Origin of the sequence: Pseudomonas sp. MYb118 (assembly GCF_040947875.1) — a bacterium.
GTDB lineage: Bacteria > Pseudomonadota > Gammaproteobacteria > Pseudomonadales > Pseudomonadaceae > Aquipseudomonas.
In genome coordinates this window covers 832,810-846,011 of sequence record NZ_JBFRXN010000002.1, presented here as the reverse complement: position 1 = coordinate 846,011, position 13,202 = coordinate 832,810, and the positions used below count along the sequence as shown (strand labels likewise).

The window sequence follows — 13,202 nt, the reverse complement described above, 5'->3', positions numbered from 1 at the left end:
GCTGATCTGCATCAACGTCAGGACGCTTGAAACTCCCAGAATCGACCGCATCTATAACGGTATCTGGCAGGCTTCTTCATTCAGGATGTTTATTGGTCCGGCCTGCTCCATAGGAAGGTGACCCATGCGTATAGATCGTTTAACCAGCAAATTGCAGTTAGCCCTATCCGACGCCCAATCCCTGGCCGTCGGCCACGACCATCCGGCTATCGAGCCCGCACATTTGATGCAGGCCATGCTGGAGCAGCAGGGTGGTTCGATCAAACCCCTGCTGATGCAGGTCGGTTTTGACGTCAACAGCCTGCGTAAAGAGCTGACCAAAGAACTCGACCAACTGCCGAAAATCCAGAATCCAACTGGCGACGTGAACATGTCGCAGGATCTGGCGCGCCTGCTCAACCAGGCCGATCGCCTGGCACAGCAGAAGGGCGACCAGTTCATTTCCAGCGAGCTGGTGCTGCTCGCCGCGATGGACGAGAACAGCAAACTGGGCAAATTGCTGCTCGGCCAGGGCGTGAGCAAGAAAGCCCTGGAAAATGCCATCAATAACCTGCGTGGCGGCGAAGCGGTAAATGACGCCAACCACGAGGAATCGCGCCAGGCGCTGGACAAATACACCGTCGACCTGACCAAGCGTGCCGAAGACGGCAAGCTCGACCCGGTCATTGGCCGTGACGACGAGATTCGTCGCACCATCCAGGTGCTGCAACGCCGTACCAAGAACAACCCGGTGCTGATCGGTGAGCCTGGTGTGGGTAAAACCGCCATCGCCGAAGGCCTGGCCCAGCGCATCATCAACGGTGAAGTGCCGGACGGCCTCAAGGGCAAGCGCCTGTTGTCCCTGGACATGGGGGCGCTGATTGCCGGGGCCAAGTACCGTGGCGAGTTCGAGGAACGCCTCAAATCCCTGCTTAATGAGCTGTCCAAGCAGGAAGGGCAGATCATCCTGTTCATCGACGAGCTGCACACCATGGTCGGCGCCGGTAAAGGCGAAGGCTCGATGGACGCTGGCAACATGCTCAAGCCCGCCCTGGCGCGTGGTGAGCTGCACTGCGTTGGCGCAACCACGCTCAATGAGTACCGCCAATATATAGAGAAGGATGCGGCCCTCGAGCGGCGCTTCCAGAAAGTGCTGGTGGACGAGCCGAGCGAAGAAGACACCATCGCCATCCTGCGTGGGCTGAAAGAGCGCTACGAAGTCCACCATAAAGTGGCGATTACCGACGGTGCGATCATTGCCGCGGCCAAGCTCAGCCATCGCTACATCACCGATCGTCAGTTGCCCGACAAGGCCATCGACCTGATCGACGAAGCGGCCAGCCGTATCCGCATGGAAATCGACTCCAAGCCGGAAGTGCTGGATCGCCTGGAACGCCGCCTGATTCAGTTGAAGGTCGAATCCCAGGCGCTGAAGAAAGAAAGCGACGAAGCGGCGATCAAGCGCCTGGAAAAACTCCAGGAAGAAATCGTTCGCCACGAACGCGAGTATTCGGACCTCGAGGAAATCTGGAACTCGGAAAAAGCTGAAGTCCAGGGTTCGGCGCAGATCCAGCAGAAAATCGAACAGTCCCGCCAGGAACTGGAAGCGGCCCGGCGTAAAGGCGACCTGAACCGCATGGCCGAGTTGCAATACGGGGTGATCCCGGACCTGGAGCGCAGCCTGCAAATGGTCGACCAGCATGGCCAGAGCGAAAACCAGTTGCTGCGCAGCAAGGTGACCGAAGAAGAGATCGCTGAAGTCGTGTCGAAGTGGACCGGCATTCCCGTGTCGAAAATGCTCGAAGGCGAGCGCGACAAGCTGATGAAGATGGAAAGCCTGTTGCACCAGCGCGTCATCGGCCAGGAAGAGGCGGTGGTCGCGGTGTCCAACGCAGTGCGGCGCTCGCGCGCCGGGTTGGCCGACCCGAATCGCCCAAGCGGCTCGTTCATGTTCCTCGGCCCGACCGGTGTCGGTAAAACCGAGCTGTGCAAGGCCTTGGCCGAATTCCTCTTCGACACCGAAGAGGCGATGGTGCGCATCGACATGTCCGAGTTCATGGAGAAACACTCCGTGGCCCGCCTGATCGGTGCACCACCGGGGTACGTCGGTTATGAAGAGGGCGGTTACCTGACCGAAGCGGTGCGTCGCAAGCCTTATTCGGTGATCCTGCTCGATGAGGTGGAGAAGGCCCACCCGGATGTGTTCAACATCCTCCTGCAAGTGCTGGAAGATGGCCGCCTGACCGACAGCCATGGCCGCACGGTGGACTTCAAGAACACCGTGATCGTCATGACCTCCAACCTGGGGTCGGCACAGATCCAGGAACTGGTCGGTGACCGTGAGGCACAGCGTGCTGCGGTGATGGACGCGATCTCCACGCACTTCCGCCCCGAGTTCATCAACCGGGTCGATGAGGTGGTGATCTTCGAGCCATTGGCGCGGGATCAGATCGCCGGCATCACCGAGATCCAGCTGGGCCGCCTGCGCAGTCGCCTGAGCGAGCGCGAGCTCAAGCTCGAACTCAGCCCCGAGGCGATGGACAAGCTGATCGCGGTGGGTTACGACCCGGTCTATGGCGCACGGCCGCTCAAACGAGCGATCCAGCGCTGGATCGAGAACCCGCTGGCGCAGTTGATCCTGTCGGGGCGTTTCATGCCCGGCGACATCGCCAAAGGGGTGGTGGAGAACGACGAGATCGTCTTCGTCTGATCGCTGCCTGCAAAAAAATGAAGAGGCCTCGCATTGCGAGGCCTTTTTTTCGTCAGGTTGTTGAACTCAAAGGAAAAGGCTTGTAAAGTGCGCCCCGCAGTCAGTCACCCCGAAGGGTTTCAGCTCACTGGGCAGAAATCTGAATTAAGTTGCAAATCATTAACTTGAAAGCGATTTAGGGGGTTGACAGAGGCGCTTGAGATTGTAGAATAGCGCGCCTCAGACACACGAACGCAGCGATGCGAACGGGTCGAAGAGGTGAAGTAAAGCTGCAAAGTTGTAACTTGAAATATGTAGTTCCGTGATAGCTCAGTCGGTAGAGCAAATGACTGTTAATCATTGGGTCCCAGGTTCGAGTCCTGGTCACGGAGCCAATTTCAAACCGGGGTATAGCGCAGTCCGGTAGCGCGCCTGCTTTGGGAGCAGGATGTCAGGAGTTCGAATCCCCTTACCCCGACCATATTTGGGTCGTTAGCTCAGTTGGTAGAGCAGTTGGCTTTTAACCAATTGGTCGTAGGTTCGAGTCCCACACGACCCACCATTTTTGAAACCAGTTAACCCTGGAATCGAATCTTAAGATCAGAGGCCAAAAGCGCTGATCGAAGAAGGCGCCTTTTAAAGGTGCCTTTTTTTTACCGGGGTATAGCGCAGTCCGGTAGCGCGCCTGCTTTGGGAGCAGGATGTCAGGAGTTCGAATCCCCTTACCCCGACCATATTGAAGATCCCCGTATCGAAAGATACGGGGATTTTTTTTGCCTGCGACAAAGTGGCCGCTTAAGTCGTCATACAACTTGCCGATAACGAGGCAACGGGGTACTGCCAATCAACACACCCCCACACCTGGTCATTACAAGAAAAAAGGTCGCTAGTCATGTTGCTTCGTCAGTTGAATATCGCTCCTCGGGCGGCCCTGGGGTTCGCTTTGATCGCCGTACTGGTGGCGTTGCTCGGTATCTTTGCCCTGGGGCAGATGTCGAGCATCCGTGAAAGCGAGGTGGCGGTGGAAAAACAATGGCTGCCAAGCATCCGCGGTGGTGACGAGATTCGCGAGCTGATGCTGCGTATCCGCACCATTTCCCTGCGCATGGCGCTGGACCAGGACCCCAAGAACATCCCGGTCTACCGTGGCCAGATGGACACGCGCGACAGGGAACTGAGCGAGAAAATCGCCGCCTACGACCATCTGGTCGACACCCCGGAAGGGCGCGCCTTGTATGACCAGTTCAAAACCACCTTCGCCGCTTATCGCACCGGTATCGCCCAGTCGTTCACCCTGGCCGAACAGGGACGCCGTGACGAATTGACCAAATTGCTGCTGGTGGACATGAAGACCGTGGTCGATGGCTCCGGCAAGCAGCTCAACGACCTGGCGGAGCTGTTCGCCAAGCAGGTGGTTGTGGAAAGCGAAAAGTCGGCGGCGCACTACGAAACATCGCGGACCATTGTCAGCCTGTTTATCGGCCTGGCGGCGCTGGCAACCGTGGCATTGGCGATGTTGCTGACCCGCAGTATCGTCCGTCCGTTGAACGAAGCCTTGAGCGCCGCGGAAAGCGTGGCCCAGGGCGATCTGACCCGACCGATCGCCACCCATGGCAGTGACGAAGTCAGCCGCCTGCTCAAGGCCCTGGCGACCATGCAGCAAAACCTGCGTGAAACCCTGCAGGCCATCAGCGGCTCGGCCACCCAACTGGCTGCGGCGGCGGATGAACTCAACGCTGTCACCCTCGACAGCACCCAGGGCTTGCAGCAGCAGAACAACGAAATCGAGCAGGCGGCCACGGCGGTCAATGAAATGACCACGGCCGTGGAAGAAGTCGCACGCAATGCGGTATCGACCTCCGATGCCACGCGTCAGTCCAGCGAGTCGGCGCACCTGGGGCAGGAGCGTGTCAGCGAAACCGCCCAGGCCATTGGTGCCCTGGCCAGTGAAGTGCAACACACTGGTGAGTTGGTGCAATCGCTGGCCAACCAGTCCCAGGACATTGGCAAAGTGCTGGAAGTGATCCGGGCCATTGCCGAGCAGACCAATTTGCTGGCGCTCAACGCGGCCATCGAAGCGGCGCGTGCGGGGGAGAGTGGCCGTGGCTTTGCGGTGGTGGCTGACGAAGTGCGGGCCCTGGCGCATCGCACCCAGCAATCGACCCTGGAAATCGAGCAGATGGTGCAGGGCATGCGCAGCGGTTCGAGCCTGGCGCTGGATTCCATGAACGCCAGCGCGTCCCGGGCTGCCAGCACCCTGCAACTGGCCGAGCGCGCCGGTGAGGCCCTGGTTGCCATCACCTCGTCGGTGCATGAGATTCACGAGCGCAACCTGGTGATCGCCAGCGCCGCCGAAGAGCAGGCACAAGTGGCGCGGGAAGTGGATCGCAACCTGGTGAACATTCGTGATCTGTCGGTGCGTTCCGCCACCGGCGCCGACCAGACCAGCGCCTCCAGCCATGAGCTGTCGAAACTGGCCAACACCCTGCAGGGCATGGTCCAGCGCTTCCGGGTGTAAATCCACCCAGTTGTCACTGAAGTTCCCCCTGTGGGAGGGGGTAATCACCAGACGAAAAAAAGCCGCGCTTTGCACAGGGCAAGCGCGGCTTTTTCATGTTCAGGCTCAGGCGCCGTCACGGTCCTTCAAGTGTTCGAACAGGCCCTTGGGCATTTTCTTGCCGTTGGCTTCGAAGTTGGCTTTGACGTTGTCGTAAGCCTCTTGCTCGTCGATGAAGCCATCGTGGTTGGTGTCGATCTTGTCGAAGTCGGAGTTGGGCGCGACTTTCGCGAACTCTGCACGCGAAACCTTGCCGTCGCCGTCAGTGTCGGTTTTTGCCATCGAGGCATCACCGCACTTGCCTTCGCCGCATTTGCCTTCAGGGGTTTTCACCACTTGCTCGGCCGAAGCCAGCAGGTAGCCCTGGCTCAGGGGCTGCGAAGCGAAAGCGGTGCCGGTCAACATCATGCCGCCCGCCAGGACAGCACCCAGCAGGCCAATCGTGTTTTTGGTGGTACGGGTCATTTTGATTCTCCATCACCTGAGCGGGCGGGGTTGCCTTGCTCGGATGTGGCCATTTAAAAGGCGGGGTGTATCGCTACTGTGTCGCGCAAGGGGGGAGTTTGTAAGCAAAGGGGCGAAAGGGTGGGGGAGATACACTGAGACACAGAATCTCGATCTCCCCCCAAAACTGTGACAAACAAAAACTGTGGGAGCGAGCCTGCTCGCGATAGAGGTCTGACAGTCACTGATGAAATGTCTGTGTTGCCGTCATCGCGAGCAGGCTCGCTCCCACAGAAGTAGCTAATCAGTGCAGCTTCAGGCGCGGCTCGGTGCCGCGGCCGATCTTGCTGCCCAGCATCAGCATCGCCGTGCGGAATGTGCCATACAGCGCCATCTGGTGCATGCGGTACAGCGACACGTAGAACATCCGCGCCAGCCAGCCTTCGAGCATCACACTGCCGGTGAGGTTGCCCATCAAGTTACCCACAGCGGAAAAACGCGACAGCGAGATCAGCGAGCCATAGTCGGTGTACTTATACACAGGCAGCGACTTGCCTTCGATGCGCAGCTTCAACGATTTGGTCAACAACGACGCCTGCTGATGCGCCGCCTGGGCACGCGGCGGCACGTTGCGGTCGGTGCCCGGTTGCGGGCAAGCCGCGCAGTCGCCAAAGGCGAAGATGTTTTCGTCGCGGGTGGTCTGCAGGGTTGGCAGCACCTGCAACTGGTTGATGCGATTGGTTTCCAGGCCATCAATATCCTTGAGGAAACCCGGCGCACGAATCCCGGCGGCCCAGACTTTGAGCCCGGCATTGATCACATTGCCGTCGGCGGTAATCAGGCTGTCGGCGGTCACCTCACTGACGGCCGCGTTGGTCATGACGTTGACCCCGAGTTTCTCCAGGGTTTTATGCACAGGCCCGCTGATGCGTTCCGGCAGCGCCGGGAGTACCCGTGGGCCGGCCTCGATCAAGGTAATGTGCATGTTTTCCGGCTTGATCCGGTCCAGGCCATAGGCCGCCAGTTCGTGGGCCGCGTTGTGCAGCTCGGCGGCCAGTTCCACGCCCGTGGCACCGGCGCCGACGATGGCCACGCTGATCTGTTGCACGGCGTCGGTTTGCCCGGCGTGAGCGCGCAGGTAATGGTTGAGCAGTTGCTGGTGGAAGCGCTCGGCCTGTTTGCGGGTGTCGAGGAACAGGCAGTGCTGCGCTGCGCCCTGGGTGCCGAAGTCATTGGTGGTGCTGCCGACGGCGATCACCAGGGTGTCGTAAGGCACTTCACGGGCGGGCACCAGTTCCAGTCCGGCCTCGTCGTAGGTGGCTGCGAGCTGGATTTTCTTCAGGGTGCGATCAAGCCCGCTCATGCGCCCCAGCTGGAACTCGAAGTGGTTCCATTTGGCCTGGGCGACATAATTGAGTTCATCTTCGGAAGAGTTCAAGGAGCCGGCAGCCACCTCGTGCAGCAGCGGTTTCCAGATGTGGGTCAGGTTGGCGTCGACCAGCATCACGCTGGCGGTGCCGCGCTTGCCCAGAGTCTTACCCAGACGGGTAGCCAACTCCAGACCGCCGGCGCCGCCGCCGACAATAACGATACGATGGGACATGGGGATAACTCGCAAGGCTAAAGGAAATCGGTGCGGTTACCCGAGCGAGCGCGAAGCAGCTCATAGCGTCAGGTAACTGATAAGGCGGCTCAACAGGCCCAGGCCAATGGTCACTGCCAGTACCATCACCAGGAGCATCCACGGCCGAAAAGGCCGGCGCTCGACTTGGTGCTGGGACAGTTGCAGGTACTCTTCGACATGCTTTTGGTCGTCGGGGTTCAGGCGGCTGGTCATATCGGGCCTCGTCAGGGGTAGACGTTGCTGAATGTGTGGAAGCTACATGCGAGTCGCTGCGTTCATCGACCCGCATTGAACGGAGCATAGCCGCTGGCCGGAATCGGCTCGACCTGGATGGTGTCATCCAGGCGAATGATCCCTCCTTGTAACACCCGGGCGGTGATTCCGCCATGCCCGCGCACGGCCTGGAAGGTGCCCGGCCCGAGGTTGTCCTGCAGGCGCGCGCAAGGCTGGCACCAACCAGTCGTTTCGAAAATGGCCTGGCCGATCCTGAACCGTCGGCCCTTGAGACTGAACAGGTTGATTGCGCTGACGACAATGTTGCGCCGCAGGTCCGCAGGCAATATGGGGTGATCTTCCGGGCGGCCCATCAGCGAACTGATAACGGCAAGGTGTTCCCATTGAATCAGCGTCACCTGGCGTGCATTCCGTACGCCAGGACGGGCGCGATCACCCGTCAGGCCGGCCTCCAGGCGTGCTTCCACGGCGTCCAGTTCAATCATCGGGCGTGGGGCTGTGGCCGCACGCCAATCCAGCGAACGCGACCCTGCTGTGGCACTTCGGCCAGTAACGCCTGCAATGGGCTCACAGGCTGATACCCACATCGAACAGGATGCTGCGCCCCAGGTTACTGCGCAGAAAGTCTGGCGCATCCGGGTGGGCGAACAGCACACGGGCGAACGTCGGGCCGACCAGCGACAACGAGCGCCAGCCCTGGCGCAGGTACTCGGGTAGGCGGGGGAAAATGGCTGTTGAGGTCGAGCACTTCGCGTTTGAGGCTGGTGAAGGCGATGATGTCCAGCTCGCCCAGGTCCATGCCGCGTTCCTTGTAGTTGTGCGCTTTCTTGCGCAGGGTCGGCGCCAGTCTCTGCAAGACTCATTGGCCGGAATGCGCCGGGGCTTGGCCTCGCGTCGCACCAGCGAGCTGAGGGAGAACGCACTGCGCCGGCGTTGCAGTTCGTCGCGCCATTCATCATTGAGGCGCCGGCCTTCGTCGAGCACGAAAAACACTTCGAAGTTCGCGTCGCGAAACAGCACGTCCGGCGGCTCGCCGGCCGGGGCGAATTCATCGACGCGGTAAGGAATGTTCAGGCCTTGCAACAGGCGCTGGCAGACCCAACGCTCACGCTCCCATTTGCGGGCATTGGACAGGAATGCGTTGGCTTGCTCGGCCGCGATGGTCAGCAGGCGCAGATAGTCTGAGTCATCCATAGGCCCAAGCTTAGCGTTCAATTGCGACAAGCTGAAAGCGTTTGACCGCAAAGGACATCCGCAGCGCCGGTGTAGACTGATGGCCATTACGCGCAAGCGATCGAACGAGGGATCAGACGTGAAATGTTGGCCGTTGTTGCTGCTCAGCCTCTTGCCCCTGTGGGCCCATGCATTGGAAGTCGGCGACCGGCTGGCGCCCTGGACGTTACTCGATCAGTTCGATCAGGCCTACAGCCTCGACGATCAGACGCAGACGCTGCTGGTGGCACGGAGCATGGACGCGGCCAAGTTGGTCGATGCGGCGCTGCAAGGCCAGCCAAAGGGCTACCTGGAAGCACGCCATGCCGGTTTGTCGCGGACATCGAGCGCATGCCTCGGTTGATTGCGAAGATGTTCGCGGTGCCCGCCATGCGCGGCTATGACTATCGGATCATGCTTGACCGGGACGGTCGAGTGGCGCCGCGCTATCCGGGCGCTGTGGATAAGGTGTTGTGGCTGACGCTCGAGAAGGGGCGACTGGTCGCCCGGCAGGAATTTCCCACGGCGGCGCAATTGCGTGAGGCACTGGAGCAGGCCGGTCGATGATCGGCGCGCCGTTGCTGTCGCCCGAAAGCCTGATGGGCGGCTGGCTGATCTACGTCCCGGTGATTCTCTCGGGCCGTCGCGCGCGCCCCCTGGGTCGAGTTGTTCAGCGATCGTCGACGTCAGCATCTGCTGTTCGGTACGGTCGTCGCGCTGTTCATGTTGTGGCTGGTGCGACGGGATTTCGATACCGGCGTGTCCTATCACTTTCTTGGCATGACCGCCGTGACCCTGCTGCTCGACTGGCCGCTGGCAATCGTCGGCGGGCTGGTCGCGCAAGTCGGCCTGGTGTTGCTCGGGCGCCAGGATCTCGCTGCCGTCGGGGTCAACGGTGCCCTGTTGATCGTGCTGCCGGTGCTGGTCACCGAGTGCTGCGCGATTCTGGTCGAGCGTGCGCAGCCGCGTAATCTGTTCGTCTACATCTTCGTTTCCGGGTTCTTCGCCGCGGCGCTCTCGGCGCTGTTGTGCCTGCTGCTGGCGTTGTGGCTGTTGTGGTTTGACGGCCTGTTCGCCATGCCCTACTGGCTGGAGGATTTTGTCGGTTACCTGTGGCTGATCATCTTTCCGGAGGCGTTCATCAACGGCATGGTGGTCAGCGCGCTGGTGGTGTTCTGCCCCGAGTGGCTGGAGACCTTCAACCGCACCCGCTACCTTTCGGCGCCCTGGAAGGATGACGACCCGAAATCTTGATCCACATCAAAGGCAAAAAAACCGGACGAATCCATGCTCGCGCAAAACCTTCAGGAGCATCGAAATGAGTGTCTACGAATGGGCAAGGCAGGAACTGCGCCACAGTCTGGATGCAGCGCAGGAAGTGGGGTTCGATCCGGGGCTGAGCCTGCGCGCGATGCTCAGCGCGGTGGTGCAGCAGAGCAAGAAAGTGCGCAGCGTCGAGGACCTGGCCGACGAGTTGCAGTTTCTCGCCGAGAACCTCGATGACGGTCAGGACTACGGTTTCATGCGGCCCTGACCGCTGGCCTCAGTGACGGGGCTGACGGGGTTCGAAGTCTTCGCTGAACAGCTCGTCCTCGGCGTCGGGGCCCACCGGGATCTTGTGTTCTTCCGATGCCCAGGCACCGAGGTCGATCAGTTTGCAACGGTCCGAGCAGAACGGCCGGAATTTGCTCTCGGGCGCCCATTCGACGGGCGCGCCGCAGGTTGGGCAATTGACGGTTGGGGTCTGGCTCATGACTGGCCTCCACGCAATGTTAGGTAAAAGTGATGCAGGCGCTCGACCTCGCTGTGCAGCCAGGCGAGGTCACGGTCATTGACCACCACGTCGTCGGCATGGCTCACGCGATCCTGACGGCTGGATTGCGCCTTGAGGATCGCCTGGACCTGCTGTTCGCTGGTCTGGTCGCGTTGTAGGGTGCGTTCGATCTGTAACTGTTCAGGCGCATCAATGACCAGCACGCGCTGGGTCATGGCGTATTGCCCGGACTCGATCAGCAACGGCGAAACCAGAATGGCGTAGGGCGATTGTGCCTTGCCCAGGTGTTCGGCGATTTCCCCAGCGATCAACGGATGCAGCAGCGCTTCGAGCCACAGGCGTTTTTGCGGGTCTTCGAAGATCAGCTTGCGCAGCGCCGCGCGATCCAGTTGCCCGTCCGGGTGCAACACGCCAGGGCCGAAGTGCTCGGCGATCTGCGCCAGTGCCGGGCGGCCCGGTTCCACGACCCAGCGGGCCGCGTGATCGGCATCGACCACATGGATGCCCAGGTCGATGAAGTGCTGGGCCGCCGCGCTTTTGCCGCTGCCGATGCCGCCGGTCAGGCCAAGAATCCAGGGTTTTTCCACAGGGGTATTCATTTCAAACCGACAAACTGCCAATAGAAGTCGGTTATTTGACCACCCCAGAGCAAGGCAATCCAGCCGGCAATTGCCAGATAGGGGCCGAAGGGCAGCGGCGTCGAGGTTTTTGCGTTGCGCAGCCTCAGCACAATCACCCCGACGACGGCGCCCACCAGCGACGACAGGAGGATGGTCAGCGGCAGAATCTGCCAGCCGCCCCAGGCGCCCAGCATGGCCAACAGCTTGAAGTCGCCGTGGCCGATGCCCTCCTTGCCGGTGATCAGCTTGAACAGCCAGAACACCGTCCACAGCGCCATGTAGCCGGCGATTGCGCCCCACAACGCCTCGTGCAAAGGCACGAACAGCTCGAAGCTGTTGACGATCAATCCCAGCCACAGCAGCGGCAGCACCAGGATGTCCGGCAATAATTGGTGCTCGGCGTCGATCAGGCTCATGGCCAGCAACCCCCAGCTCAGCACCAGCACCATCAACGCCTGCCAGCCGAAGCCGAAATGCCAGGCGATGAAGGCCGACAGCAGGCCGCAGGCCAGCTCGGTCAACGGGTAGCGTTTGCTGATCGGCGTTGCACAACTCGAGCAACGCCCGCGCAGCACCAGATAACTGAGCAGCGGTATGTTTTCCCAGGCCCGGATACGGTGCCCGCAGTGCGGACACTGGGAATGGGGCAACAGCAAGTTGTAGGTGGGCAGCGGCGTCTCGCCCGGTAGGCCGAGAATCTCGTTGGCCTGCAAGCGCCATTCGCGTTCGAGCATCTTCGGCAGGCGCCAGATCACCACGTTGAGAAAGCTGCCCACCAGCAAGCCCAGGACCAGGGCGATGATGACGAACGACAGTGGGTAGAAGATCAGGATTTCATTCCAGGGCATGTCAGATCGCAGCGCCGAGTTGGAAAATGGGCAGGTACATTGCCACCACCAGGCCGCCGACGATAACACCCAATACCACCATGATGAACGGTTCCATCAGGCTGGTGAGGTTATCGACCATGTTATCGACCTCGGCCTCATAGAAACTCGCCACCTTGTCGAGCATGTCGTCCAGGGCGCCGGACTCTTCGCCGATCGCCGTCATCTGTATCGCCAGGCTGGGAAAGATGCCGGAGCTACGCATGGAAAAGTTCAGCTGCATCCCCGTCGAAACGTCCTGCTTGATGCGCTGCACCGCACGCCGGTACACGACATTGCCGGTGGCCCCGGCGACCGACTCCAGCGCTTCCACCAGCGGTACGCCGGCGGCAAAAGTGGTGGACAACGTACGGGCGTAGCGCGCCACGGCGGACTTGTACAGCAAGGTGCCAATCAACGGCAGTTTCAGCAGCCAGGTGTCCATTCGGTCGCGGAACCCCTGGGAGGTTTTCAAGGCGCGGCGCACGCCGAAGATCGTCGCGACCAGCCCGCCCAGAACGACCCACCACCATTCCTGGAGGACTTTCGACAGGCCGATGACCATCACCGTGAAGGCCGGCAATTCTGCGCCGAAGTTCTTGAACACCGACTCGAACTGCGGCACCACTTTCACCAGCAGGATGCCGGTGACGATGATCGCGACCACCACCACCGCTGTCGGGTACGTCATGGCTTTCTTGATCTTGGCCTTGAGGCTTTCGCTCTTTTCCTTGTAGGTCGCCACCCGTTCCAGCAGGGTATCGAGCGCACCGGCCTGTTCACCGGCGTCCACCAGGTTGCAGTAGAGCTCGTCGAAATACTCCGGCTTCTTGCGCAGCGCGGCGGCGAAGCTGTTACCCGCCGCGACCTCCTGTTTCACCTCGTCCACCAGCTTGCGCATGGCCGGGTTATCGAAGCCTTCGCCGATGATGTCGAACGACTGCAACAGCGGCACGCCGGCTTTCATCATGGTCGCCATCTGCCGGGTGAACAGGGCGATGTCCTGGGCCTTGATACGCTTGCCGAAGCTGAGGATCGAGGCGGATTTCTTGCGCACCTTGCCGGGGTTGATGCCTTGCTTGCGCAGTTGTGCCTTGATCAGCGCCGGGTTCTGGCCGCTGAGTTCGCCCGACATTTTCGTGCCTTTGCGGTCGGTGCCTTCCCACGCGTATACGCTGACTTTCGCTGCTTTGACCGCCATGT

At 60.7% G+C, this 13,202-nt stretch carries 10 protein-coding genes, 4 tRNA genes and 4 pseudogenes; 9 read left to right on the top strand and 9 right to left on the bottom strand.

Going from position 1 to position 13,202, the window contains the following annotated elements; all coding sequences use genetic code 11:
- Positions 1-124 precede the first annotated feature (124 nt).
- From clpB to ABVN20_RS09645, 6 genes are all read left to right on the top strand, one after another.
- On the top strand, positions 125-2,689 hold the full coding sequence (clpB, locus tag ABVN20_RS09670; protein ID WP_368555410.1) for an ATP-dependent chaperone ClpB: 2,565 nt from the start codon (positions 125-127) through the stop codon (positions 2,687-2,689).
- Positions 2,690-2,987: 298 nt separating this feature from the next.
- A tRNA-Asn gene (locus tag ABVN20_RS09665) sits at positions 2,988-3,063 on the top strand.
- A 9-nt stretch (positions 3,064-3,072) separates the two neighbouring features.
- Positions 3,073-3,149 (top strand) — tRNA-Pro (locus ABVN20_RS09660).
- A 5-nt stretch (positions 3,150-3,154) separates the two neighbouring features.
- A tRNA-Lys gene (locus tag ABVN20_RS09655) sits at positions 3,155-3,230 on the top strand.
- A gap of 95 nt (positions 3,231-3,325) precedes the next feature.
- Positions 3,326-3,402: transfer RNA gene (locus tag ABVN20_RS09650), tRNA-Pro, on the top strand.
- Positions 3,403-3,560: 158 nt separating this feature from the next.
- Positions 3,561-5,186 carry a methyl-accepting chemotaxis protein gene (locus ABVN20_RS09645; RefSeq protein ID WP_368555409.1) on the top strand — a complete coding sequence of 542 codons (1,626 nt, stop codon included), beginning with the start codon at positions 3,561-3,563 and terminating at the stop codon, positions 5,184-5,186.
- A gap of 105 nt (positions 5,187-5,291) precedes the next feature.
- On the opposite strand, the gene ABVN20_RS09640 is transcribed toward ABVN20_RS09645, so the two are convergent.
- The 5 genes and pseudogenes from ABVN20_RS09640 to ABVN20_RS09620 all read right to left on the bottom strand — a co-directional run bounded on the left by ABVN20_RS09640 (position 5,292) and on the right by ABVN20_RS09620 (position 8,721).
- The gene (locus ABVN20_RS09640) at positions 5,292-5,690 is read right to left on the bottom strand and encodes an EF-hand domain-containing protein (protein ID WP_368555408.1); all 399 of its coding nucleotides are present in this window, start codon (positions 5,688-5,690) and stop codon (positions 5,292-5,294) included.
- Between the two features lie 283 nt (positions 5,691-5,973).
- Positions 5,974-7,272 carry an NAD(P)/FAD-dependent oxidoreductase gene (locus ABVN20_RS09635; RefSeq protein ID WP_368555407.1) on the bottom strand — a complete coding sequence of 433 codons (1,299 nt, stop codon included), beginning with the start codon at positions 7,270-7,272 and terminating at the stop codon, positions 5,974-5,976.
- 60 nt (positions 7,273-7,332) lie between these two features.
- Positions 7,333-7,506, bottom strand: coding sequence for a DUF3094 domain-containing protein (locus tag ABVN20_RS09630; RefSeq protein ID WP_368555406.1), 174 nt, complete (start codon positions 7,504-7,506; stop codon positions 7,333-7,335).
- Positions 7,507-7,568: 62 nt separating this feature from the next.
- A pseudogene (locus tag ABVN20_RS09625) lies at positions 7,569-8,098 on the bottom strand (MOSC domain-containing protein).
- Positions 8,095-8,721, bottom strand: a pseudogene (locus ABVN20_RS09620) (DUF1780 domain-containing protein). Before ABVN20_RS09620 ends, ABVN20_RS09625 begins: the two co-directional pseudogenes overlap by 4 nt.
- Positions 8,722-8,839: 118 nt before the next feature.
- On the opposite strand from ABVN20_RS09620, the pseudogene ABVN20_RS09615 reads away from it, so the two are divergent.
- The 3 genes and pseudogenes from ABVN20_RS09615 (at position 8,840) to ABVN20_RS09605 (ending at position 10,273) form a co-directional block, all read left to right on the top strand.
- Positions 8,840-9,306, top strand: a pseudogene (locus tag ABVN20_RS09615) (FAD/FMN-containing dehydrogenase).
- Positions 9,303-9,993: pseudogene (locus ABVN20_RS09610) on the top strand (energy-coupling factor ABC transporter permease). Before ABVN20_RS09615 ends, ABVN20_RS09610 begins: the two co-directional pseudogenes overlap by 4 nt.
- A 64-nt stretch (positions 9,994-10,057) precedes the next feature.
- Entirely contained in the window at positions 10,058-10,273 is a 216-nt protein-coding gene (locus tag ABVN20_RS09605; RefSeq protein WP_368555405.1) for a hypothetical protein, read from the top strand.
- Positions 10,274-10,282: 9 nt separating this feature from the next.
- On the opposite strand, the gene yacG is transcribed toward ABVN20_RS09605, so the two are convergent.
- From yacG to ABVN20_RS09585, 4 genes are read right to left on the bottom strand one after another with little or no spacing between them, the layout of a single operon-like run.
- Entirely contained in the window at positions 10,283-10,492 is a 210-nt protein-coding gene (yacG, locus tag ABVN20_RS09600) for a DNA gyrase inhibitor YacG (RefSeq protein WP_368555404.1), read from the bottom strand.
- The gene (gene coaE, locus ABVN20_RS09595; RefSeq protein ID WP_368555403.1) at positions 10,489-11,112 is read right to left on the bottom strand and encodes a dephospho-CoA kinase; all 624 of its coding nucleotides are present in this window, start codon (positions 11,110-11,112) and stop codon (positions 10,489-10,491) included. The genes yacG and coaE overlap by 4 nt, the downstream gene beginning before the upstream one ends.
- The gene (locus tag ABVN20_RS09590; protein WP_368555402.1) at positions 11,109-11,981 is read right to left on the bottom strand and encodes an A24 family peptidase; all 873 of its coding nucleotides are present in this window, start codon (positions 11,979-11,981) and stop codon (positions 11,109-11,111) included. Before ABVN20_RS09590 ends, coaE begins: the two co-directional genes overlap by 4 nt.
- A 1-nt stretch (position 11,982) precedes the next feature.
- Positions 11,983-13,200: a type II secretion system F family protein gene (locus ABVN20_RS09585; RefSeq protein WP_368555401.1), complete on the bottom strand. Its 1,218-nt coding sequence runs from the start codon at positions 13,198-13,200 to the stop codon at positions 11,983-11,985.
- Between the last annotated feature and the right edge of the window lie 2 nt (positions 13,201-13,202).